Annotated in this window: 20 protein-coding genes and 2 pseudogenes; all 22 read left to right on the top strand. The window is 65.6% G+C overall.

Annotated elements, in window-relative coordinates:
- Positions 1–227: 227 nt before the first annotated feature.
- The 22 genes and pseudogenes from ACETMP_RS11400 (at position 228) to hypE (ending at position 24,334) form a co-directional block, all read left to right on the top strand.
- On the top strand, positions 228–2,486 hold the full coding sequence (locus tag ACETMP_RS11400; protein ID WP_375161021.1) for a TonB-dependent receptor: 2,259 nt from the start codon (positions 228–230) through the stop codon (positions 2,484–2,486).
- Positions 2,487–2,763: 277 nt separating this feature from the next.
- Positions 2,764–3,844 (top strand): annotated as a pseudogene (locus tag ACETMP_RS11395) (HoxN/HupN/NixA family nickel/cobalt transporter).
- Complete coding sequence (locus ACETMP_RS11390) at positions 3,825–6,134, top strand: TonB-dependent receptor (RefSeq protein WP_375161020.1); 2,310 nt, start codon at positions 3,825–3,827, stop codon at positions 6,132–6,134. Before ACETMP_RS11395 ends, ACETMP_RS11390 begins: the two are co-directional and overlap by 20 nt.
- 83 nt (positions 6,135–6,217) lie before the next feature.
- Positions 6,218–7,537 carry a DUF3422 domain-containing protein gene (locus ACETMP_RS11385; RefSeq protein ID WP_375161019.1) on the top strand — a complete coding sequence of 440 codons (1,320 nt, stop codon included), beginning with the start codon at positions 6,218–6,220 and terminating at the stop codon, positions 7,535–7,537.
- 66 nt (positions 7,538–7,603) lie between these two features.
- On the top strand, positions 7,604–8,620 hold the full coding sequence (locus tag ACETMP_RS11380; protein WP_375161018.1) for a HupU protein: 1,017 nt from the start codon (positions 7,604–7,606) through the stop codon (positions 8,618–8,620).
- Positions 8,617–10,056: a nickel-dependent hydrogenase large subunit gene (locus tag ACETMP_RS11375; protein ID WP_375161017.1), complete on the top strand. Its 1,440-nt coding sequence runs from the start codon at positions 8,617–8,619 to the stop codon at positions 10,054–10,056. Before ACETMP_RS11380 ends, ACETMP_RS11375 begins: the two co-directional genes overlap by 4 nt.
- A gap of 403 nt (positions 10,057–10,459) precedes the next feature.
- Positions 10,460–11,551 (top strand): hydrogenase small subunit, encoded by a 1,092-nt coding sequence (locus ACETMP_RS11370; protein WP_375161016.1) that lies wholly within the window; start codon positions 10,460–10,462, stop codon positions 11,549–11,551.
- Between the two features lie 29 nt (positions 11,552–11,580).
- Positions 11,581–13,371: a nickel-dependent hydrogenase large subunit gene (locus tag ACETMP_RS11365; protein ID WP_375161015.1), complete on the top strand. Its 1,791-nt coding sequence runs from the start codon at positions 11,581–11,583 to the stop codon at positions 13,369–13,371.
- Positions 13,372–13,380: 9 nt separating this feature from the next.
- Entirely contained in the window at positions 13,381–14,124 is a 744-nt protein-coding gene (gene cybH / locus ACETMP_RS11360; RefSeq protein ID WP_375161014.1) for a Ni/Fe-hydrogenase, b-type cytochrome subunit, read from the top strand.
- A gap of 17 nt (positions 14,125–14,141) precedes the next feature.
- Positions 14,142–14,720, top strand: coding sequence for a HyaD/HybD family hydrogenase maturation endopeptidase (locus tag ACETMP_RS11355; protein WP_375161013.1), 579 nt, complete (start codon positions 14,142–14,144; stop codon positions 14,718–14,720).
- Between the two features lie 26 nt (positions 14,721–14,746).
- Positions 14,747–15,043, top strand: coding sequence for a HypC/HybG/HupF family hydrogenase formation chaperone (locus tag ACETMP_RS11350; RefSeq protein ID WP_375161012.1), 297 nt, complete (start codon positions 14,747–14,749; stop codon positions 15,041–15,043).
- Positions 15,044–15,314: 271 nt separating this feature from the next.
- Complete coding sequence (locus ACETMP_RS11345) at positions 15,315–15,761, top strand: hydrogenase accessory protein (RefSeq protein ID WP_375161011.1); 447 nt, start codon at positions 15,315–15,317, stop codon at positions 15,759–15,761.
- Complete coding sequence (locus ACETMP_RS11340) at positions 15,758–16,621, top strand: hydrogenase expression/formation C-terminal domain-containing protein (protein WP_375161010.1); 864 nt, start codon at positions 15,758–15,760, stop codon at positions 16,619–16,621. Before ACETMP_RS11345 ends, ACETMP_RS11340 begins: the two co-directional genes overlap by 4 nt.
- The gene (locus ACETMP_RS11335; RefSeq protein WP_375161009.1) at positions 16,618–16,827 is read left to right on the top strand and encodes a rubredoxin; all 210 of its coding nucleotides are present in this window, start codon (positions 16,618–16,620) and stop codon (positions 16,825–16,827) included. The genes ACETMP_RS11340 and ACETMP_RS11335 overlap by 4 nt, the downstream gene beginning before the upstream one ends.
- On the top strand, positions 16,824–17,333 hold the full coding sequence (gene hybE / locus ACETMP_RS11330) for a [NiFe]-hydrogenase assembly chaperone HybE (RefSeq protein WP_375161008.1): 510 nt from the start codon (positions 16,824–16,826) through the stop codon (positions 17,331–17,333). Before ACETMP_RS11335 ends, hybE begins: the two co-directional genes overlap by 4 nt.
- Complete coding sequence (locus ACETMP_RS11325) at positions 17,330–18,418, top strand: hypothetical protein (RefSeq protein WP_375161007.1); 1,089 nt, start codon at positions 17,330–17,332, stop codon at positions 18,416–18,418. The genes hybE and ACETMP_RS11325 overlap by 4 nt, the downstream gene beginning before the upstream one ends.
- Positions 18,411–18,752, top strand: coding sequence for a hydrogenase maturation nickel metallochaperone HypA (hypA, locus tag ACETMP_RS11320; protein ID WP_375161006.1), 342 nt, complete (start codon positions 18,411–18,413; stop codon positions 18,750–18,752). Before ACETMP_RS11325 ends, hypA begins: the two co-directional genes overlap by 8 nt.
- Positions 18,752–19,663 carry a hydrogenase nickel incorporation protein HypB gene (gene hypB / locus ACETMP_RS11315; protein WP_375161005.1) on the top strand — a complete coding sequence of 304 codons (912 nt, stop codon included), beginning with the start codon at positions 18,752–18,754 and terminating at the stop codon, positions 19,661–19,663. Before hypA ends, hypB begins: the two co-directional genes overlap by 1 nt.
- Positions 19,660–21,921, top strand: a complete 2,262-nt coding sequence (gene hypF, locus ACETMP_RS11310) for a carbamoyltransferase HypF (protein WP_375161004.1) — start codon at positions 19,660–19,662, stop codon at positions 21,919–21,921. Before hypB ends, hypF begins: the two co-directional genes overlap by 4 nt.
- On the top strand, positions 21,921–22,157 hold the full coding sequence (locus tag ACETMP_RS11305) for a HypC/HybG/HupF family hydrogenase formation chaperone (RefSeq protein ID WP_375161003.1): 237 nt from the start codon (positions 21,921–21,923) through the stop codon (positions 22,155–22,157). Before hypF ends, ACETMP_RS11305 begins: the two co-directional genes overlap by 1 nt.
- Entirely contained in the window at positions 22,154–23,296 is a 1,143-nt protein-coding gene (gene hypD, locus ACETMP_RS11300) for a hydrogenase formation protein HypD (RefSeq protein ID WP_375161002.1), read from the top strand. The genes ACETMP_RS11305 and hypD overlap by 4 nt, the downstream gene beginning before the upstream one ends.
- Positions 23,293–24,334 (top strand): annotated as a pseudogene (gene hypE, locus ACETMP_RS11295) (hydrogenase expression/formation protein HypE). The gene hypD and the pseudogene hypE overlap by 4 nt, the downstream one beginning before the upstream one ends.
- Positions 24,335–24,341 lie beyond the last annotated feature (7 nt).

The following is a 24,341-nucleotide window of genomic DNA, read 5'->3' as shown; positions in this document are numbered from 1 at the left end:
ATTTGCGTTGCCGTCACGAGAGCGTCTTTCTAAAGAGGCGATGCAGATTGCTGACCATCGATGTTGCAGGCGAAGGCCGTCAACGCGAAGCGTGAGGCTGCGGACGGTTTGGTTGAAGGCCACAAGTGCCGGCTGCGTTCGGACGCGAAGAGCGATGATCCATCATCGTCCCGCGCGCCGAGCGACCGCCTCACGGTGAGCCACGTGCTATTGATAAGGACTTTTTGATGCGGCGTACGGGTGGGGTCGGTACGGTAGCTCGCTTTGCTGCGGCGCTGCTGGGGGGCGTGGCGTTGCTGGCGTGGTTCGAATCGCCCGCTCGTTCCCAAACGTCGCAAGGCGGTAGCTCGCTTCCACCCGTGACCGTCGATGCGCCGGCGCAGCAATCGGCTCGCCGTGCGCCAATCAGGCGAAGCGACGCCCGCGTCCGATCGACGCCGCGACGCGCGCCGCAGGCCCCGGCCGTCGCGGTGCAATCTCAACCGAGTGTCGTGCCCGAGTTCGCCGGCGGCCAGGTCGCTCAAGGCGCGCGGCTCGGACTGCTCGGAAATACCAGCACGATGAAGTCGCCATTCAACGCGACGAGCTACACGGACAAGTTCATCCGGGATCAGCAGGCGGCAACGGGTGCGGATGCCTTGATCCTCGATCCGTCCGTGCGAAGCTCGCACCCGACGGGCGGCGTGGTCGACTCCTTCAACATTCGTGGATTTCCGATCAACGAAGGCAACAACGGTGAATTCGCCTTCGAGGGTCTTTACGGAATTGCGCCGTCATATCGCATCTTCACCGATTACGTCGAGCGCATCGAGGTGCTCAAAGGTCCCTCGGCCGCGCTCTCCGGCATGGCCCCCAATGGCGGCGTGGGCGGGGTCATCAACATCGTGCCCAAGCGCGCGGAAGAGGACCTGACGCGCCTGACCGCGAGCTACGGCTCGACTGCACGTTTTGGCGGACACTGGGATGTTGCGCGGCGCTACGGCGACAGCAGGGAATGGGGCGTACGCGCCAGCGGGAGCGTCCGCGGCGGCGACACGCCCATCGATCGCCAATCCGAGGCGACGGGCGTCGGATCGCTTGCGCTCGACTATCAGGGCGAACGGTTCAGGTCGTGGCTCTATCTGATTGCGCAGACCGATCGGTTCGATGCGCCGTCGCGTCCTTTCCTGATGGCTCCCGGCCTGCAGGTGCCGAAGGCGCCGGACGGCAAGTTGAACGTGACCCAGCCCTGGGAATGGTCGCGGATCACCGACCAGTCCGTCCTGCTGAAGACCGAGTACGATCTCAGCGACCAGGTTACGCTGTTTGCGGATGTCGGCGGCTCCAAGACCAATGTCGAGCGGTTCTTCGGCCTTCCGACGATCGTCAACGCCAACGGCAACACGACCTCCACGCCTCAATTCTTCGGGCTTAGCATCGATCGAAGCACCTATGATGGCGGTGTTCGCGCTCGCTTCGATACCGGTTTCGTCCATCACGCCGTGGCCTTCCAGGCCTCGGTTTATCACGACGCGCTGCACCGGCGGCTGACCAACGGCAGCCCGGTCACGTCGAACATTTACAATCCGACCGTCGCGCCGACGCAGTTCGCCAACGAGATCAGCGATCGCCCGCGGCTCTCGGACAGCGAGCTCACCGGGCTCTCCATTGCCGACACCTTATCCGTGCTCGACGAGCGCGTGCTGCTGACCCTGGGTGTCCGGCGCCAGGGCATCGAGGCGCACAATTACCTCTCCAATGTCGGGACGTTGACGTCGTCCTACGACAAGAGCGCGGTCACCCCGGTGGTCGGCCTCGTCGTTCGCCCGGTGGAGAATGTGTCGCTGTATGCGAACTACGTCGAAGGCCTCGCGCGAGGCGATGTGGCTCCTCAGACCGCGTCCAATTTCGGCGAGGTGTTGCAGCCCTACGTCGCCAAGCAGTACGAAGCCGGCGTCAAGGTGGACTTCGGCCGGATCGCAACGACCTTCAGCGCCTTCCAGATATCGAAGGCGAGCGGCGAGCTGTCCGCCGGGCGCTTCGCGGCGACCGCCGAACAGCAAGTCCGCGGGCTCGAGCTCAACGTCTACGGCGAGCTCATGCCGGATGTGCGCGTCCTCGGAGGCGTTTCGCTGCTGGATGGCACGCTGACAAAGACTGCCGTCGCGGCGAATGTGGGTCACACGCCGATCGGCGTTCCGAACGTTCAAGCCAATATCGGCATGGAATGGGATCTGCCGTGGATGAGAGAGCTCACGTTGAACGGAGCCGTCATCTACACCGGCAGGCAGTTCATCGACACCGCCAACAAGCAGCCGATCCCGGAGTGGACGCGGCTCGATCTCGGCGCCCGCTACACCACGGCGATCAACGGCAGGAAGACGGTCTTCCGCGCCAACATCCAGAACGTGACCGGTGAGAGTTACTGGTCCAGCGTGGCCTCGTTCGGAACCTTCTTCCTGGGAGCACCACGCATCTATCTGCTGTCGATGACCGTGGACATGTGAAACGCCCCCGGCCGCCCGTGACGACACGGGGCGTGGGAGTCGTTGGCAGCGTCCGCGGAGCGGTCAACTTGGTCAGCCAAGTGGATACTTGCTTGCCAATCGGCGCACCTCATCCCGTGCCCGGCGCGGCGTCGCGCCGGACTATAAATCGTCCGTTGAATCAATGAGGTAGCTCTCCTGTCCGTGCGCCTTCCGGCCGTCAGGTCGAAAGTGGCGCGGCTCTTGCTCTTGCCAGTATGAGGGTTCTTGATAAACGTCATACTGTGGGATGGGGCGGATGGAGGAAGCGGTGAGGCGGACTTTGCGGGCGATCGAATCCGGCACGTTGGTGCTGTTCGGCGGGCTCGTCGCCGCCAATGTCGCAGCATGGGCCTGGGCCTTCGCCCTGTTCGGCGACCGGCCGACGGTGCTGGCGACGGCGCTGCTGGCCTGGGTGTTCGGTCTGCGCCACGCCGTCGACGCCGATCACATCGCGGCCATCGACAATGTCGTGCGCAAGCTGATGCAGACGGGTGGCGCGCCGCAGAGCGCCGGCCTCTATTTTGCGCTCGGCCATTCCACCGTTGTCGTGGTCGCGACCCTATTGCTTGCGTTCGGCGTGGTGAGCCTTGGCGGCGACAGCCTGCTCAAGGAGATCGGCGGCCTGATCGGCACGTCGGTGTCGGCGCTGTTCCTGCTCGTGATCGCGGCCATCAACCTCGTCATTTTCGTCGGCCTGTGGCGGACGTTTCGCGCCGCACGGGAGCAGGGGGTTCACGACGCTGAAGGGCTCGAGGAGGCTGCTCGCCAATCGCGGCGTCCTCGCCCGATTGCTCGGGCCGCTGTTCCGCCTGGTCACAAAACCCTGGCACATGTATCCGCTCGGATTCCTGTTTGGACTCGGCTTCGACACGGCGACCGAGATCGGCCTGCTCAGCATCTCTGCCACCGAAGCCGCACGCGGCGCTTCGGTCGCGGACATCCTGGTTTTCCCTGCGCTGTTCGCGGCCGGCATGGCGCTGGTCGACACCGCCGATTCCGCGCTGATGGTGAGCGCCTATCGATGGGCGTTCGTCGATCCCCTGCGGAAGCTCTGGTACAACCTCACGATCACCGGCGCCTCGGTGGCGGTCGCGCTGCTGATCGGCGGCATCGAGGCGCTGGGCTTGGCCGCCGACCGGCTCGGCCTGTCGGGGACTATGTGGACGCTGGTCGACGGCCTCAACGAGTCGCTCGCCAATGTCGGCTTCGCCGTGATCGCGTTGTTTGCGATCGCCTGGCTGGTCTCGGTCGTGCTCTATCGTCGCATCTTCGAGAGCGGCCGGCCCCAGGCCGCAGCGGCAGCTCTGGAATGCGCCGATGCGACCGAAGCGGCGTGAGCCCGGTCGTGGCGGCGCGCTGACGGCACTGTCGGCCCTGCTGCTGCTCGCCGACGACGGCCGCGCCCTGGCGCAGAGCAATCCGACCTCGCGCGAGCTGCCGCCAATCGAGATCGCTGGCGGCGAATCGCCGGCGCGAAAGAAGCCGGCTGCGGCGCGGCGCGCCGGCAAGCCGCCCGCGGCCGGCCACCGCATCCTTGTGTATCCCGCGGTCGCACAGGGCTCGGATGTCCGCAGCGTCGCCTCGGGTGCGAAGGGCCAGCCAAGCATGGCCAGCGAGATCACCGTCTCGGGCGAAGAGCTCAACGCCCGCCCTTTCACGCGGCCGGGCGAAGCGCTCGAAGCGGTGCCGGGTCTCATCGTGACGCAGCATTCCGGTGAGGGCAAAGCCAACCAGTATTTCCTGCGCGGCTACAATCTCGACCATGGGACCGATCTTGCCATCAGCGTCGACGGCGTCCCCGTCAACATGCGCACCCATGGGCACGGCCAGGGCTATGCCGATCTCAACTGGCTGATCCCGGAAACCATCGCGGCGGTGGACGTGCGCAAGGGTCCTTACTTCGCCGACGAAGGCGATTTTGCCTCGGTCGGCAGCGTCCATATCGGCCTGATCGACCGCACCAGGACACTGGCGCAGGTCACCGTCGGCAGCTTCGGCTACCGCCGCATGCTCGGCATGGATTCCGCAAAGCTCGGCGATGGCGCGTTGCTCGTGGCCGGCGAGATCGGCACCTACAACGGTCCGTGGGACAATCCGGACAATGTGCGAAAGCTCAACGGTCTCGTGCGCTACAGCCAGGGCACCGCGACCGATGGCGTGTCCGTCACCGGCATGGCCTACACCAACGCCTGGAATTCGACCGATCAGGTGCCGCAGCGCGCGATCACCGGCGGCTTGCTCGACCGGTTCGGCTCGGAAGATCCGACCGACGGCGGCAACGCCAACCGGTTTGCATTGTCAGGTCGCATTGCGCAGACCGACGAACTCGGCTCCTGGCGCGCGAACGCTTATGTGGTGAAGAGCCAGCTCGATCTCTTCAACAACTTCACCTACTTCCTCAGCGATCCCGTGCTCGGCGATCAGTTTCACCAGCACGACGATCGCCTGATGGCGGGCGCCAATGTCTCGCGCACGCTGGACGGCTCGCTTGCCGGCCTGCCGATGCAGACCACCCTCGGCCTGCAATCGCGCTACGATGCGATCGACCTCGCGCTCACCAACACCTTCCAGCGCGGCTTCCTCTCCAACGTCCGCAGCGACAAGGTCGGCGAGGGCAGCGTCGGTCTTTACGCCGAGAACACGGTGCGCTGGACCGACTGGCTCAGAACGACGGTGGGCTGGCGCGGCGATTATTATGCCGCGGACGTCACCTCGCGGTTCAATGCCAGCAATTCCGGCCGCGCCGACGCCGCGCTCGGCAGCCCGAAATTCAGGATGGTGCTCGGTCCGTTCCGCCAGACCGAGTTCTTCCTCGGCGCCGGCTACGGCATGCACTCCAACGACGCCCGCGGCGCGACCACGACCGAGGACCCCAGCGATCCCGCGACCAAGCTCACGCCTTCGCCGCTCCTGGTGCGGACCAAGGGCGCGGAGGTCGGCGTGCGCAGCAGGATCGTTCCCGGCCTGGATACCTCGCTCAGCGTCTTCATCCTGGATCAGGATTCCGAGATCCTGTTCGCGGGCGATGCCGGCGACACGTCGGCGACGCGCGCCAGCCGCCGCTACGGCTTTGAATGGACCAACCATTATCGGCCGAGATCGTGGATCGACATCGATGCCGATCTCGCCATGACCCATGCCCGCTTCCGCGGCTATGACAGCGAGCAGGCCGAGGTCTATGCCTCGCTGGCCGGTTATCCCGAGGCGCAGATCGGCAACGCACCCGGCAACTACATTCCGAACGCGCCGGCGATGGTGGCATCGGCCGGCGTCACGCTGGGCGAGAGGACCGGCTGGTTCGGAACGTTGCGCTGGCGCTATCTGGCGTCCAGCCCGCTGACGGAGGACAACGCATTCCGCTCCTCCGCGACCAGCATCTTCAACGGCCGTCTCGGCTATCGCATGGACAACGGCTGGCGCCTCCAGCTTGACGTGCTCAATCTCTTCAACACCAAGGCGAACCAGATCACCTACGCCTATGGCTCGCTGCTCAAGACCGATACGCTCTACAACCTCTGCACATCAGGCACCGCGCCGGCTTCAGTCTGTCAGAATGGCGTGATGGACTACGTGCTGCATCCCGTGGAGCCGTTGACGTTCCGGGTTACCCTCGCCGGGGCGTTCTAGGTTTGCGCGGGTCGCGCATCGGGGATTGCTGGAACATGGGTGGGTTGTGGTAGTGAACTTGAAAGCGCAGCAGGGGACTGCCGATGATCCGTGACCTCGATCTCGCCGAGTTTGAATTGCATCCGCAGCGCGGCGCGGTGCTGGCCGAGGTGCATGCTCGCCCATTCACCCGGCTGACGGCACCGGTCACGGTGCTCCGCTTTGCTTTTCTGGGCCAGGGCGAGGTCGCGGCCGCGGACAGGCAACAGTTCGTCGCGTTCTGCACCTCGCACGGGCAGGCGCCGCCGGAGGACGGGACCAAACATCACCAGGTGACGATCGGCGCCACCCAGCTGCGCTGGGAGCAGCATTCGGAGTTCAGCACCTTCACCTGGATCCTGGGCGGCTCCGAGACGTCGGCTCGCCGGTTCGGCGAGATCGGGGAAGAGTCCGCCGCGCTGATCCGGTCGCTGCGCCAGTCCGGGCAATTGCTGGTGGCGGTCAAGCTCGAGGTCGAGCAGACCTCGGCGGCTCTGGAGCGTGCGCAGCAGCTGTTCGAAAGAGGCAGCCTCGCCATCGCGGCGGTTCGCAGCGGGCCCGCGGTCGTCGCATCCGACTTTCGCACCGACGATCAGGGCTTCGTTCGCATCCTCGTCTGCAACGACGGCTTGTCGCCGGGCCGGCTCGGCGCCCTGGTGCAGCGCGTGCTGGAGATCGAGACCTATCGCACGCTGGCGCTGCTCGGTCTGCCCGCGGCGCTCGAGCTTGCGCCCTCCGTCGATCATATCGGCCGGCGCCTCGTCGAAGTGCTCGAGGAGATGCAAGGCGCCGAAGACCTCAAGCTCAACAACCATCTCTTGACGGAACTGACCGCATTGGCGGCTTCGCTCGAGAAGGGCGCGGCCGGCAGCTCGTTTCGTTTCGGCGCCAGCCGGGCCTATAACGAGATCGTGCAGGCTCGCCTCGCCGTGATCGAAGGCGGCGAGATCGCGGGCTATCCGACCTGGTCCTCCTTCCTCGCCCGTCGCATGGCACCGGCCATGCGCACCTGTGCGACGATGGAGGACCGGCAGGCCGACCTGTCGATCAAGCTCGCGCGCGCGGCCGATTTGTTGCGGACCCGCGTCGACGTCGAGCTCGAGGAGCAGAACCGCGATCTGCTGCGCTCGATGAATGACCGCACCCGGCTGCAATTGCGGCTGCAGAGCACGGTCGAAGGCTTGTCGGTGGCGGCCATCGGGTATTACGTCGTCAGCCTGTTCGGTTATCTGGCCAAGGGTGCCCATGACGGCGGCCTGCATGTCGAGCCTTCGCTGGCAACCGCGATCTTCGTGCCGATCGCCGTGGCGGTGATCTGGATCGTCACCCGCAATATCCGCAGGCGGCACCTGAAGCATGACGAAATATCCGGCACTCACGATTGAGGCGCAAACGAGCCTCTTGCGCTTCGCCGACGAGCGGTCGAAGCTGGGGCGAGCAGGAGACGTCAGATGAGCCGATCCGATGCAATCACCAACGTGCTCTGGCTGCAGGGCGCCAGTTGCGGCGGCTGCACCATGTCGATCCTCGAAAGCGGCGCCTCGGGCTGGTTCGACGAGCTCCGGCAGTTCGGCGTCAATCTGCTGTGGCATCCGTCCGTCAGCGAGGAGACCGGCGAGGAGGCGGTCGACATCCTGCAATCCGTTCTCGAGGGCAAGGTGCGGCTCGACCTTCTCCTGCTGGAAGGATCCGTCGCCCGCGGACCGAACGACACCGGCCGCTTCAACATGCTCGCGGGAACCAACCGTTCGATCTACCGCTGGATGTTGGATCTCGCGCCGCACGCCGGCTATGTGATCGCGGTCGGAAGCTGCGCGGCCTATGGTGGCGTGCCCGCCGCAGGATCGAATCCGACCGATGCCGTCGGCCTGCAGTTCGAGGGAACCGATAGCGGTGGCGCGCTGGGGGCGGCGTTCCGCTCGCGGCTCGGCCTTCCCGTCATCAATGTCGCGGGCTGTGCGCCGCATCCGGGATGGATGATGGAAACCATCTTGGCGTTGACCGCCAGGGATATCGCAGCGAGCGATCTCGACGGATACGGACGGCCGAAATTCGTCGCCAATCATCTGGCCCATCATGGCTGCTCTCGCAACGAGTTCTACGAGTTCAAGGCAAGTGCCGAGACCATGTCGGAGCGCGGCTGCCTGATGGAGCATCTCGGCTGCAAGGCGACGCAGGCGGTGGGCGACTGCAACCAGCGCTCCTGGAACGGTGGCGGCTCCTGCACCAAGGGCGGCTATGCCTGCATCGCCTGCACGTCGCCGGGATTCGAGGGGGCTCAGAACTTCCTGGCGACCGCGAAGCTTGCCGGCATTCCGGTCGGCCTGCCGACCGACATGCCGAAGGCCTGGTTCGTTGCGCTCGCCGCGCTGTCGAAATCGGCGACGCCGCGCCGCGTGCGGTTGAATGCAACGGCCGATCATGTTGTCGTGCCGCCGGGCCGCACGACGACCAAGACCAAGCCATGACCCGGATCACGATCGGGCCGTTCAACCGCGTCGAGGGCGATCTCGAAGTTCGTCTCGACGTCGAGAGCGGCCGCGTCATGCGTGCCGAGGTGACGGCGCCGCTCTACCGCGGGTTCGAGCAGATCCTGGAGGGCCGCCCGCCGCTCGACGCGCTGGCGCTGGCGCCGCGGATCTGCGGCATCTGCTCGGTGTCGCAATCGGTCGCCGCCGCGGCGGTCCTGCGCGACGCCATGGCCGTCGAGGCTGCGCCCAATGGACTGCTCGCCACCAACATCGCGCATGCCGCCGAGAACGCGGCCGACCACCTCACCCATTTCTACATCTTCTTCATGCCGGACTTTGCCCGCGAGGCCTATGCCGGCCATGACTGGCACGAGGCCACGCGCGAGCGCTTTGCCGCGACCCGCGGCAGCGCGGCCCGCGATGCTCTGCCGGCGCGGGCGCGGCTGCTCGAGACCATGGGCATCATCGCCGGGAAATGGCCGCACAGCCTCGCGTTCCAGCCCGGCGGCACCACACGCGCGATCGATCTCGGCGAGCGCGTCCGGCTGCTGTCGATCACGACGGCGTTCCGGAGCTTCCTCGAACGTGTCGTCTTTGCGGATTCGCTGGAGAATGTGCTGGCGATCGCCAGCGCCGAGGAGCTCGATCGCTGGCGTGACGGCCGTAGCGGCGACTTCGCTCATTTCCTGCGGCTTGCGGACAGTCTCGCGCTGAGCGCGCTCGGCAGGGGCACGGGCCTGATGATGAGCTACGGCGCCTATCATGGCACCGACGGCGAGCTGTTTCCGCGCGGCCTGTTCGGCCCGCGCGCCGCGATCGAGCCGTTGCCGTTGACGCAGATCACGGAGGACGTCTCGCATGCCTGGATGCGGGATTCCTCCGTCGATCCCGCCCATAGCAGCACGGTCCCCGATCCCGACAAGCCGGCCGCCTACAGCTGGTGCAAGGCCCCGCGGCTGTCCGGTCAGCCGATCGAGGTCGGCGCCATCGCGCGCCAGACGGTGGCAGGGCAGGCGCTGATTGCGGATCTCGTATCGGTGAGCGGGACCAACGTGCGCAACCGCGTGATCGCGCGGCTGATCGAAACCGCGCGCATCGCGCTTGCCATGGAGCAGTGGACGCGCGCGCTGCGTCTGTCGGAACCGTTCTGCCACAATTCCCGCGACATCCCCAACGGAAGCTATGTCGGACTGGTCGAAGCCGCGCGCGGCAGTCTCGGGCACTGGATGGCGGTACGGGACGGCAGGATCGAACGCTACCAGATCATCGCACCGACGACCTGGAATTTCTCACCCCGCGATTCCTTCGACGTGGGCGGACCGCTGGAACAGGCGCTGGTCGGCACCGATGTCGGCGATGCCGGTGCGCGCGCGGTTGCGATCCAGCACATCGTGCGTTCGTTCGATCCCTGCATGGTGTGCACCGCGCATTAGGCTGTCATGAGACAGGTCCGATTGCTGTAACGGAGGTGTACTCCCTCTCCCGCTTGCGGGAGAGGGTTGGGGAGAGGGTCGTTCCGCAATGGGATAATCCCCAAGAGGAGAAACCCTCACCTGGCGCTTCGCGCCGACCTCTCCCGCAAGCGGGAGAGGTGAACGAGCCGCCGCAATCGATTCAGCCCAAAGCCATTCCGCACCAGGCGGAAACTTCGTTGCCGGCTGCAAATCGAGTTGTTTCCGCTTCGCGGCCTTTGTCGTGCTCGCCCGTCCTCGAGCACGGCAATTCAAATAGGTAACGTTTTGGAATCTCTCTACATTTGAATCGCTCCAGGCTGTTGGCCTGCTTCTTGCTGTCTTTGGCGTCATCGAAAAGTCAAAGCCGACGGCGGGAGGATTCATGGGCACGGCGACGGAAACGTTTTACAGCGTGATCAGGCGGCAAGGCATCACGCGTCGGAGCTTTCACAAGTTCTGCAGCCTGACGGCGACGAGCCTCGGGCTCGGGCCGCTGGCGGCGAGCCGCATCGCGAACGCGCTCGAAACCAAGCCGCGCGTACCCGTCATCTGGATGCACGGGCTCGAATGCACCTGCTGCTCGGAGAGCTTCATCCGGTCCGCCCACCCGCTGGTGAAGGATGCGGTGCTGTCGATGATCTCGCTCGACTACGACGATACCATCATGGCGGCGGCGGGCCACCAGGCGGAAGCCATTCTCGACGAGACCCGCGCCAAGCACAAAGGCCAGTACATCCTCGCGGTGGAAGGCAATCCGCCGCTGAACGAAGGTGGCATGTTCTGCATCGACGGCGGCAAGCCGTTCGTCGAGAAGCTGAAATTGATGGCTGAGGACGCGATGGCGATCATCGCCTGGGGCGCCTGCGCATCCTGGGGCTGCGTGCAGGCGGCAAAGCCGAATCCCACGCAAGCGACGCCGATCGACAAGGTGATCACCAACAAGCCGATCATCAAGGTGCCGGGATGCCCCCCGATCGCCGAGGTGATGACCGGCGTCGTCACCTTCATCACCACCTTCGGCAAATTGCCCGAGCTCGACCGCCAGGGCCGGCCGAAGATGTTCTACTCGCAGCGCATCCACGACAAATGCTACCGCCGCCCGCATTTCGATGCCGGCCAGTTCGTCGAGGAATGGGACGACGAGGCCGCGCGCAAGGGCTACTGCCTCTACAAGATGGGCTGCAAGGGCCCGACCACCTACAACGCCTGCTCGACCGTGCGCTGGAACGGCGGCGTCTCGTTCCCGATCCAGTCCGGTCACGGCTGCATCGGCTGCTCGGAGGACGGCTTCTGGGACAAGGGCTCGTTCTACGACCGTCTCACCACCATCAAGCAGTTCGGCATCGAGAAGAACGCCGATCAGATCGGCATGGTGGCAGCCGGCGCCGTCGGTGCCGCGGTGGCCGCGCATGCCGCAGTGACGGCGGTGAAGCGGCTCGCGTCGAAGCGCGAAGACGTCGATCAAAACAGCTGAGCAAAGCGACAGATTAGGGTAGGGCAATTATGGGCATCCAGACTCCCAACGGCTTCAATCTCGACAATTCCGGCAAGCGCATCGTCGTCGATCCCGTGACCCGGATCGAGGGTCACATGCGGGTCGAGGTCAACGTCGACGCTGACAACGTCATCCGTAACGCGGTCTCGACCGGCACGATGTGGCGCGGCATCGAAGTGATCCTTAGGAACCGCGACCCGCGCGACGCCTGGGCGTTCACCGAGCGGATCTGCGGCGTCTGCACCGGCACGCACGCGCTGACATCGGTGCGCGCGGTGGAGAACGCGCTCGGAATCACCATTCCGGAGAATGCCAATTCGATCCGCAACCTGATGCAGCTCGCCCTGCAGGTGCATGACCACATCGTTCATTTCTATCACCTTCACGCGCTGGACTGGGTCGATGTCGTCTCCGCGCTGTCGGCCGACCCGCGCGCGACCTCGACGTTGGCGCAGTCCATTTCGAACTGGCCGCTGTCCTCGCCCGGCTACTTCAAGGATCTGCAGACCCGGTTGAAGAAGTTCGTCGATTCCGGGCAATTGGGACCGTTCAAGAACGGCTATTGGGGAAGCAAGGCTTACAGGCTGCCGCCGGAGGCCAACCTGATGGCGGTGGCGCACTACCTGGAAGCGCTCGATTTCCAGAAGGAGATCGTCAAGATCCACACCGTTTTCGGTGGCAAGAATCCGCACCCGAACTGGCTCGTGGGTGGGGTGCCCTGTCCGATCAACGTCGACGGCACCGGCGCCGTCGGCGCCATCAACATGGAACGGTTGAACTTGATCTCCTCGATCATCGATCGCCTGATCGAGTTCAACGAAATGGTCTACCTTCCCGACGTGGCGGCGATCGGCTCGTTCTACAAGGACTGGCTGTATGGCGGCGGCCTTTCGGGCAAGAGCGTGCTCAGCTATGGCGACGTGCCCGAGCATGCCAACGACTATTCCGCCAAGAGCCTGAAGCTGCCGCGCGGCGCCATCATCAATGGCAATCTGTCGGAGGTGTTTCCGGTTGATCTCGCCAATCCCGACGAGATCCAGGAGTTCGTGGTGCACTCCTGGTACAAATATCCCGATGAGACCAAGGGCCTGCATCCCTGGGATGGCGTCACCGAGCCGAACTACGTGCTGGGCGCCAATGCCAAGGGCACCAAGACCGCGATCGAGCAGCTCGACGAGGCCGGCAAGTATTCGTGGATCAAGGCGCCGCGCTGGAAGGGGCACGCCATGGAGGTCGGTCCCCTGGCGCGCTGGATCGTCGGTTACGCGCAGAACAAGGCCGAGTTCAAGGATCCCGTCGACAAGTTCCTGAAGGATCTGAACCTGCCGACGTCGGCGCTGTTCTCGACGCTCGGCCGCACCGCGGCGCGCGCGCTCGAATCGGTCTGGGCCGGCCGCCAGATGCGCTACTTCCAGGACAAGCTCATCGCCAACATCAAGGCTGGCGACTCTTCGACCGCCAATGTCGACAAATGGAAGCCGGAGAGCTGGCCCAAGGAGGCCAAGGGCGTCGGGTTCACCGAGGCGCCGCGCGGCGCGCTCGCGCACTGGATCAAGATCAAGGACACCAAGATCGACAATTACCAGTGCGTGGTGCCGACCACCTGGAACGGCTCGCCGCGCGATCCCAAGGGCAATATCGGAGCCTTTGAGGCGTCGCTGATGAACACGCCGATGGTCAATCCGGAGCAGCCGCTGGAGATCCTGCGCACGATCCACTCCTTCGATCCGTGCCTTGCCTGCTCGACTCACGTCATGAGCCCGGACGGCCAGGAACTCGCCAAGGTCAAGGTCAGGTAGGAGGAAGCCATGATGGACGCCATTGCTCCCGGCTCGGACTCACGGCCCGACCTCGCGGCGCTCGCTGCCGATGCTTCCGGAGAACGGGCGGTGGGTCGACCCACCGTCTATGTCTACGAGGCGCCGGTGCGGATCTGCCACTGGGTCAACGCGTTCTCGATTCTCGTGCTGATGGTGACCGGATACTTGATCGGAGCGCCGCTGCCGACGGTCGCAGGCGAGGCCTCCGACAACTTCGTGATGGGCTACATCCGCTTCGCCCATTTCGCCGCCGGACAAGTGCTCGCGGTGTTCTTCCTCACGCGTATCCTGTGGGCCTTCGTCGGCAATCACCATTCCCGGCAGATCTTCTACATTCCGGTTCACCGCAAGCAGTTCTGGAAGGAAGTGCTGCATGAGATCCGCTGGTATGCGTTTCTCGAGCGGGAGCCGAAGATGTATGTCGGCCACAACCCGCTGGCGCAAACCGCGATGTTCACGGGCTTCACGCTGTTTGTGGCCTTCATGATCATCACCGGCTTTGCGCTCTATTCGGAAGGCGCGGGGATCGACAGCTGGCAGCACAAGCTGTTCGGCTGGGTGTTTGCGATCTGGCCGAACAGCCAGGACGTTCACACCTGGCACCATCTGGGCATGTGGGCACTGGTCGTGTTCGTGATGGTGCACATCTACGCGGCAATCCGCGAAGACATCATGTCGCGCCAGAGCATCATCTCCTCGATGGTCTCCGGCGAGCGGCAATTCCGCGATTGAAAACGGGAATCCGACCGATGCCGACATCTTCGCAACGCGATCGCATCCTGGTGCTCGGCATCGGCAACATCCTGTGGGCCGACGAAGGCTTCGGCGTGCGCACGGTGGAGGAGTTCCACCGTCGCTACGCCGTGCCTGACAACGTCACCATCCTCGACGGCGGTACGCAGGGTCTCTATCTCGTGAACTATCTGGAAGAGGCTGACCGCCTGATCGTGTTCGACGCCATCGATTATGGCCTCGAGCCGGGCGAATTGAAGCTGGTGCGCGACGACGAGGTGCCGCGCTTCACCGGCGCCAAGAAAATGAGCCTGCATCAGACCGGTTTCCAGGAAGTGATCAGCGCAGCCGACCTGCTCGGCAGATGCCCGAAGCATCTCGTGCTGATCGGCTGCCAGCCGCTCGATCTCGAAGACTGGGGCGGGCCGCTGACGCCACCGGTGCGCGACCAGATCGCGCCCGCAATTGATCTCGCCTGCCGGATCTTGGCGGAGTGGGGTGTCACGGCGAGCCACCGCAGCGCGCCGTTGGCGGACACCGAGCGGTTGCTCGCCAATGACATCGACCACGCCAATTACGAGATGCGGCCGGCCTGACCGGCGGGCCTTTGGGAGCAAACGCGATGTGCCTCGGCCTGCCGATGACGATCGTCGAGACCGACGGAATCTCGGCGCTGTGCGAATTTCGTGGTGGGCAGCGGCGCGTCTCCTTGCTGCTGCTGTCCAATCCGCCGGTCGGCGCCCATGTGCTCGTCTATATCGATACCGCGATCCGGCTTCTGGATGAGGAAGAGGCGCGCCTGATCGGTGCTGCAATCGATGGGCTTGGTGCCGCGCTCGATGGCGAGGATTGCGACCGCTTCTTCGCCGATCTGATCGACCGCGAGCCGCAATTGCCCGCACATCTCCGGTCGGAATAGGCAGAACTCCAGCAGCTGTGACCGCCGTGCCCGCCGCCCGTATCCGGCCTCGCGGGACCCAAGTCTTGTCTGGAAGTCACCTTTCCATCTGCAAAGAGATATTCCATCAGGATTGGAAAGTATTTTACCATTGATGGATGGCGAGTTCTGAGTGTCAGAGAATAAATGATCTAAATCAAAGAGATAGTCTAGAAGAACTGCTGGAATGTCCTGGCATGTGCCTTGCTAATCCTGCTCCGAGCAAAATCATAAGCTTGTCAGGGGAGGTCTGATGGAATTCCAGGTGGCGAAGCAGGATCTGACGCGGCACGGCCTGACCGAGGTCAGTGCCGCGACGGTCGATCGTTTTCTTGGCGCGGCCGATGAGGCCGGCGCGGTCGCGGTGCTGCTGTCGGCAGGCGATCCCAACCGTTTCCCCGAGGCGATCGACGTCGCCGTGGTGCTGCCGGAGCTGATCACCGCATTCAATGGCCGGCTGCGCGGCGCGATCATTGCCCGCGACGACGAGAACGTGCTCGGCCAGCGCTTTGGCGTGCGGGTGCAGCCGACGCTGATCCTCGTCGCCAAGGGCGAGACCCTGGGCCTGATCGCCAAGATCCAGGACTGGTCGGTCTACATCGATCGCATCACCAAGCTGATCGACCGACCGCGCGGCCAAGCCGCCGCGGTCGCCGTCACCATCGTTCCCCAGCATCGCGCGCAAGGTATCGAGCTATGAAAGTCGGATTCTGGGACGCGCCCGAAGGCGCCGAGCAACCCGTCAGCGTGTTTCCGATCGGCGAGGAGAGTCTCAATGCGTCGAAAGGCAGCCTAACGGCGGCCGGAGCGCTGGCAAAGCTTGCCACGCTCGACAGCGTGGAGCTTGCCGAGCGTTGCCCGAACGCGGTCGCGCTGCTCGCGAAGATCGCGCAAGCCATCGCGGGCCAGAAGGCCGATGGCCCCACCCAATTGTTCCGGCTCGCCAACCTCAACGAGCTCGAGAGCAAGCTCATCGCCGACGTACTTGGCGAAGGCGAGGTCGCCGGGGTCGTCGCGTTGCCGGACGGATCGCTGGCCCAGATCCAGGAATCGGTCTTGGCGGGCATCTGGCGCGTGCGGCTGGAGACCGACGCTGCCTCCGAATATCTCGAAATCGGCGCCATACCGGAGATCGTCAAACGGGCCGCCGCCGATCTGACGTCCGCCGATTTCGAGATCGGGCCGGTGCCGGAAGGCGCCATGAACGTGCTGCCGGTGCTCGCCGAAATCCGCGAGCGCGCGCTGGCCTGGCGGCCAGGCATGCGCTCGCAGATCATCAATTTCACCTTGCTGCCGATGAGCCCGGTGGACATGAGCTTCCTGCAGGACACGATCCGCAACGGGCCGATCCAGCTGGTGTCGCGCGGCTATGGCACCTGCCGGGTGCTGGCGACCGGCATCCGCAATGTCTGGTCGGTGCAGTTCTTCAACGCCATGGACACCATCATTCTCGATACGCTCGAGGTCGGCGGCGTGCCGACCGTCGCGCTGGCAGCGGAGGAGGATTTCGAGGATTCCGCCGAGCGGCTGCAGGAAATCATCGAGGCCTATTTCAAATGAGCGCCTTCGAGAACTTTGGCGTGCGCCAGGACGTCACCGAGGCCACGCGGCTGGAATGCGGCATCTGCTGGACCGTCTACGATCCCGTCGACGGCGACGAGGTGGGCCAGATCGCGCCTGGCACGCCGTTCGCGGCGCTGCCGGAGGAATGGCGCTGCCCGAACTGCGACGCTCCGAAATCCAAGTTCATGGCGATCGAAGCATGACGGGGGCCGCGCCAGATCCCGATGCCGCGGACGCCGTCGCGTGGGGCGAGCGTCTGGCCGGAAGCTATCAGGAGATCGGCGATCGCGCGATGCGCGATCTGCCGATCTACAACGATGCGCTCGGCGTCGAGGCAGTCGGCTTCCGCCGGTTCAACGGCACGATCATCGGCATCATGGTGACGCCATGGTTCATGAACGTGGTGATGCCGGCAGACGCCATGCGGGAGACGGCGGGAACGACCTTGCGAGTTCGTCTTCCCGCAGGCGACATCGAGTTCGCCCTCAGCGAGGTCGGGCAGATCGGGCAGATCGCGAGCTGCTCGCTGTTCTCGCCGATGTTCGAGTTCGCCGACATGGCTGCGGCGCGGGCGACGGCCGAAGCCGCGCTTGCCGAGCTGATGCTGCCTGACGACAGCGAGGAGGCGGTCCGTCGCCGCGAGCCCGCGACAACCCCGATTGATCGGCGTAGCTTCCTGCGCGGCACCTTGGCGGAGCGGCGCGGATGAACCTGGCTTTCCGCAATGAGATCGACATCACGGTGTGGCTTGCCGGCGGCACCATCGCCGACGTCGCGATCCAGCCGCGCAGCCGGCCGCCGCTGACGCGGTTGTTCGCGGGTAAGCCGGCAGCGTCCCTGCTTACCGTGCTGCCGCGGCTGTTCTCGCTCTGCTCGGTCGCACATCAGGTCGCGTTCCTGTCGGCGGTCGAGGCCGCGCAAGGGCAGCAGGCGATGCAAGCTGCGGCGCGCAGCCGCGTCACGGCGGTCGTCGCCGAGCGGCTGACCGAATTGCTGCGCAGCCTGTTCGTCGGCCGGCTCGCGCTCGACGGCGCGAGCGCTGCCGCCGTGCGCGCCATGATGCAGGCGAGCACGGTCCTCGGCGGCGCCAGCGAAGGGGTGTCGGAGACCCTGCGGCGTGAGGCCGTGGCCCAGATCAAGGCCGCGCTTGCCGGCTTGGGGATCGCCGGCGACGGCCAGGCTCTCGCGCCGGGCAGCGCGCTCGCCGTCCATCTCGAACGCTGCGGGGGTGAGGAATTGTCGCCGCCGCCGGTCGAGCAATCCTTCCTGACGGCGGCTGACGATCTCGACGTCGTTACATCTCTGCTTGCGGGCGGGCCGGCCTATTCCGACGCGCCGGAGCTCTGCGGCAAGATTCCGGAAACCGGTGTTTGGGCCCGGCGGGCGCGGCGCGAACCGGAGTTGCCGGCGGCGGGCTCGGCCGCGCGACTCCAGGCGCGCATCGCCGAGGTCGCGCGGCTCTGCGCCTGGCTCGAGCGCGGCGACGGCGACCTCGACGATGGCGTCGTCGCGAGCTATCGGCTCGCTGCGGGCAAGGGGGCTGCGGCGGTCGAATGTGCACGAGGCCGGCTCTACCACGCCGTCGTGCTCGACGAGGCGGACCGCATCGTCAATTTCGAGTTCCTGGCGCCGACCGAGTGGAATTTTCACGCCCGCGGACCGCTGGTCCGGAGCCTCAAGGGAGCGGTGCTGACCGCCGGCCGGCGCGGCCAGGACGCGGTGCGCGCGCTGGTCGGCGCGTTCGACCCCTGCGTCGGTTTCAATCTCAGCTTCCGCGAGGTGGGCCATGCATGAGATGGCGCTCTGCGAAGGCATCATCGGCATCGTCGAGGAGGAGGCGCGCAAGCGTTCCTTCGCCAAGGTGAATGTCGTCTGCCTCGAGATCGGCGCGCTCAGTCATGTCGCGCCGGAGGCGATGAAATTCTGCTTCGAGGCCGTCGCAGCACGGACCATCGCGCGCGGGGCACGGCTCGAGATCGTCGAGACCCCGGGAACGGCCTGGTGCATGGCTTGCTCGGAGAGCGTCGAGATCAAGCAGCGTTACGAGCCATGCCCCGCCTGTGGCGGCTATCAATTGCAGGTGACGGGCGGGGAAGAGATGCGCGTAAGGGAACTGGAGGTCGATTGATGTGTACGGTCTGCGGCTGCGGCGACGGCAAGGCGTCTATCGAACACGCGCATGATCATCACCATGACCATGGTCATGGCGGCCATCATCATCATCATGGTCATGCGCATGATCATCATCACGGCCACGGCCATGCTCATTCTCACCACCATGACCACGCCGATGACGAGGCGGGGGTACTCGATTGCGGCGCCAATCCGGCCGGTCAGGAGATCGCCGGCATGAGCAGCGAGCGCATCATCCAGGTCGAGCGCGACATTCTCGGCAAGAACGACCGGCTCGCCGCCGACAATCGTGCGCGCTTCCATGCCGACGAGGTGCTTGCCTTCAACCTGGTGTCGAGCCCGGGCGCTGGAAAGACCTCGCTGCTGGTTCGCGCGGTCTCGGAATTGAAGGACAGCTTCCCGATCGGCGTGATCGAGGGCGACCAGCAGACCTCCAACGACGCCGAACGTATCCGCGCCACCGGCGTGGCGGCGATCCAGGTCAACACCGGAAAAGGCTGTCACCTCGATGCCGCCATGGTCGGCCAGGCCTATGACCGTTTGCCCTGGCTGAACGGTGGCATCCTCTTCATCGAGAACGTCGGCAACCTCGTTTGTCCGGCCGCGTTCGATCTCGGCGAGGCCTGCAAGATCGTGGTGTTCTCGACCACCGAGGGCGAGGACAAGCCGCTGAAATACCCAGACATGTTCGCGGCGTCGTCCTTGATGCTGATCAACAAGATCGATCTCGCGCCGGTGCTTGATTTCGACCTTGCCAGGACCGTCGAATATGCCCGCAGGGTCAACCCTGGCATTGAGGTGATGACGGTGTCGGCGCGCACGGGCGAGGGTTTTTCGGCCTTCTATGCCTGGATACGCAAGCGCCGGGCGAAGGCGAAGCAGGCTGCGATGGCTTTGCAGGGATGACGATGGACGGTGGGACGCGCGCGCCCGAGGTGAGGAGACTGCGCCTGCACGTGCGCGGCGCGGTGCAGGGCGTCGGCTTTCGCCCCTATGTCTACGGCCTCGCCACGCGCTACCGTCTCGGCGGCTTCGTCGCCAACGATCCCGACGGGGTCGTCATCGAGGTCGAGGGCGAGCGCGCCGCCGACTTCATCACGGCGCTGCGGCTGGAAAAGCCGCCGCTTGCCCGCATCGACGACATCTCGGTGCATCCGGTCGGGACGGTGGCGGGCGAGGGGTTCTGCATCCGCGCCAGCGAGCAGGGCAGGGTGTCGACCCGCATCGTCGCCGACGCTGCGACCTGCAAGGAATGCCTGCGCGAGCTGTTCGATCCGAGCAGCCGCTTTCATCGCTACCCCTTCATCAACTGCACCCATTGCGGCCCGCGCTACACCATTGCCGAGCGGCTGCCCTACGATCGTGCGGCCACGGCCATGAAGGGCTTTGCGATGTGCAGAGCCTGTGCGGCCGACTACGCCAACCCCGACAGCCGCCGCTTCCATGCCGAGGCGATCGCCTGCCCGGATTGCGGCCCAAGGCTCAGCCATGAGATCGCGGACATTGCCACCGCGATCGCCGGCGGCAAGATCGTCGCGATCAAGGGGCTCGGCGGCTATCAGCTGCTCTGCGACGCGCGCGACGATGAGGTGGTGCGGCGGCTGCGACAGCGCAAGCAGCGCGACCAGAAGCCGTTTGCCGTCATGGTCGCGTCGGTGGAGGCGGTTGCCGATATCGCCGAGGCCGAGACCGCCGAGCTTGCGTTGCTGGAGAGCTCGCCACGACCCATCGTGCTGCTGCGGTCGCGCGATCGGCTGGCGCCGGCCATCGCGCCGGAGCTGTCGCGTCTCGGCGTCATGCTGCCGGTCGCCCCGCTCCATCACCTGATCTTCGATGCACTGAATGTGGCCCATGCGCGGGTCGGCGACAGCTGGGTGATCGTCGCCACCAGTGCCAATCCCGGCGGCGAGCCGCTTCTGATCGACAATCGGCAAGCCGAGCGACGCCTTGCCGGCATTGCCGATCTCGTCGCCACGCACGACCGCGACATCGTCACCCGTGCCGACGACTCCGTCGCGGCAATCGTCGCGGGCCGGGTGCAATTCATCCGCCGCGCCCGCGGCTACGTGCCCGAGCCGGTCCGCCTCGCGCGGCCGGTGCCGCCGATCCTGGCGGTCGGCGGGGCTTTGAAAGCGACGGTGACGATCACCCGCGGCAACGAGGCGTTCGTCTCCCAGCACATCGGCGACCTCGACACTGCGGAAGGCGTCCGCTTCTTCGAGGAGACGGTGGATCATCTGCTTGCGACGCTCGACGTCGAGCCGGTCGTCGTCGCGCATGACCTGCATCCGAACATGGCCTCGACCCGCTTCGCCGAGGTCAGCGGCAAGCGGCTGATCGCGGTCCAGCATCACCACGCCCATGCGGCCTCCGTGATGGCCGAACATGGCATCGCAGGGCCGGCGCTCGCCCTGGTGCTCGACGGCTTCGGCCACGGCAGCGATGGCGGCAATTGGGGCGGCGAGCTCCTCGCATGCGACGGCGCCACCTTCCGGCGGCTCGGACATCTGGCGCCGATGAAGATGCCGGGCGGCGACCGCGCCGCGCGCGAGCCGTGGCGGATGGGCGCAAGCGTGCTGCATGGCCTCGGGCGAGGCGACGCGATCGGCACGCGCTTCCATACGCAGGTGCAGGCCTTTCGCCTTGGCGCCATGCTGGACCAGCCCGGCGTGCCGACGACGACCAGCGCCGGGCGGTTGTTCGATGCGGCCGCGGGGCTGCTCGGCCTCTGCCCGGTGCAGAGCTACGAGAGCGAAGCCGCGATGAAGCTGGAGGCGCTGGTGCGCACGCCGCGCATCGCGCAAGAGGGCTGGGCCCTCGAGCGCGGCGTGCTGTCTCTGGCGCCGCTGTTCGAGCGGCTGGCAACCGGCACCATCGATCCGGTCGAAGGCGCCGAACTGTTCCACGGCACGCTCGCCGCGGCCTGCGTCGACTGGATCGGCCGGACCGCGCGCGCAACCGGCATCACCCATGTGGTCCTGAGCGGCGGATGCTTCCTCAACGCGATCCTGTCGCACGAGATCGAGCGCGGCTGCATCGCGGCCGGCCTCGCGCCGCTGCTGCCGCGCCAAGTGCCACCCAACGACGGCGGCCTCAGCCTGGGCCAGGCCTGGATTGCCGCGCTGGGACTCCTCGAACAGCAAGATCTGGAAGGAACCGCCTGATGTGTCTCGCGATACCCGCGGAGGTCACGAAGCTCCTGCCCGACGAGATGGCCATCGTCTCGATCGACGGCGTCAGCAAGGAGATCTCGGTCGCCTTGATCGAGAACCTCGCGGTGGGGGACTACGTGATCATCCATGTCGGCTATGCCCTGACCAAGATCGATCCGGAAGAGGCGCGGCGGACGCTCGAATTGCTCCGCGAGCTGAGCCTCGAGGGACAGGGAGTGGCGTCATGAAATATGCCGACGAATTTCGCGACAAGGAGATCGCGCTGGGGCTGGCGAAGACGATTTGCGCGGAGACCGATCCGGGGCGGCCCTATCGTTTCATGGAGTTCTGCGGCGGCCACACCCATGCGATATCGCGCTACGGCCTGGAAGACATGCTGCCGGACAACGTGCGGATGATCCACGGACCCGGCTGCCCGGTCTGTGTGCTGCCGGCCGGGCGCATCGATATGGCGATCCGGCTTGCCGAGCGCAGCGAGATCATCCTGTGCGTCTATGGCGACCTGATGCGCGTCCCCGGCTCGCAAGGCGCCTCGCTCCTGAAGGCGAAGGCGCGGGGCGCCGACATCCGCATGGTCTATTCCACCATCGACGCCGTCAGGATCGCGCAGGAGAACCCCGCGCGCGAAATCGTGTTCTTCGCCATCGGCTTCGAGACCACCACGCCGCCGACCGCGGTGATGATCCGGCTGGCCGAGAAGAAGCAACTTTCGAACTTCAGCGTGTTCTGCAATCACGTGCTGACCCCGCCCGCGATGCAGAACATCCTGGAGAGTCCCGATATCCGCAACATCGGCCGCGTCGAGATCGACGGCTTCGTCGGGCCGGCGCATGTCTCGACCATCATCGGCACCGCGCCTTACGAGTTCTTCGCGGAAGAGTTCGGCAAGCCCGTGGTGATCTCGGGCTTCGAGCCGCTCGACATGATGCAGGCGATCCTGATGCTGGTGCGCCAGGTCAACGAGAACAGGCACGAGGTCGAGAACCAGTATAGCCGCGCGGTCACGCGCGACGGCAATCTGCGCGCCAAGGAGGAGGTCTCCGACATCTTCGAGCTGCGCGACCAGTTCGAATGGCGCGGGCTCGGACAGGTTCCCTATAGCGGGCTGAAGCTGAAGCGCGCCTACGCGAAATACGACGCCGAGGTCCGCTTCGGCATGAACGAGCTTTGCGTCGACGACAATCCGGCCTGCGAATGCGGCGCCATCCTGCGCGGCGTGAAGAAGCCGGTCGACTGCAAGCTGTTCGGCACGGTCTGCACGCCGGAGACGCCGATGGGATCCTGCATGGTCTCCTCCGAGGGCGCCTGCGCCGCGCATTGGACCTACGGCCGCTTCCGCGACCATCAGCAGAGGCGGGCGTCATGAAGGCCTATCAGCGCAAGCTCGATATCAGGAACGGCTGCGTCGACCTGTCCCACGGCTCGGGCGGCCGGGCCATGGCGCAGCTGATCTCGGGGCTGTTCCATGAGGGCCTTCGGCAATGAATGGCTGGCGCGGGGCAACGACCAGTCGGCCTTCGACGTCGGCGCCGGACGCATGGTGATGACCACCGACGGCTACGTGGTCTCGCCGCTGTTCTTTCCCGGCGGCAATATCGGCTCGCTCGCGGTCCACGGCACGGTCAACGACATCGCCATGGCCGGCGCAAAGCCGCTCTATCTGTCCGCGAGCTTCATCATCGAGGAGGGCTTCCGCTTCGCCGACCTCAAGGCGATTGCGGACTCGATGGGTGAGGCGGCGCGCACGGCCGGCGTTCACATCATTACCGGCGATACCAAGGTGGTCGAGCGCGGCAAGGCCGACGGCCTGTTCATCTCGACATCGGCGGTCGGGATTGTCCCCGACGGGCTCGATCTGTCGGCCGAGAACGCGCGCGTCGGCGACCGCGTCCTGATCTCGGGCACCCTCGGCGATCACGGCGTGGCGATCATGTCGAAGCGGCAGAACCTCGCGTTCGAGACCGAGATCGTGTCGGATTCGGCGGCGCTGAACGATCTCGTCGCCAGGATGGTCGAAGCCGGCGGCGCCGGCATCCGCCTGATGCGGGATCCCACCCGCGGCGGGCTGGCCGCGACGCTGAACGAGATCGCCCAGCAATCGAGGCTCGGCTTTCACCTCGTCGAGGAGGAGATCCCGGTCAAGCCGGGCGTGGCGGCGGCCTGCGAATTGCTCGGGCTCGACCCGCTCCATGTCGCCAATGAGGGCAAGCTGGTCGCGATCGTCGCGCCCGAAATCGCCGGTGCCGTGCTCGCCGCCATGCGAGAACATCCGCTCGGCCGCGATGCCGCCGACATCGGCGAAGCCGTTGCCGACGACCATCATTTCGTGCAGATGGCGACGAGCTTCGGCGGCGGGCGGATCGTCGACTGGTTGTCGGGCGAGCAATTGCCGCGGATTTGTTGAGGGATCC

It is taken from the genome of Bradyrhizobium dasycarpum, from assembly GCF_042019905.1.
GTDB lineage: Bacteria > Pseudomonadota > Alphaproteobacteria > Rhizobiales > Xanthobacteraceae > Bradyrhizobium > Bradyrhizobium japonicum_B.
Note: the sequence above shows the minus strand (reverse complement) of the source record. Positions and strands in the feature narration are given on the sequence as shown.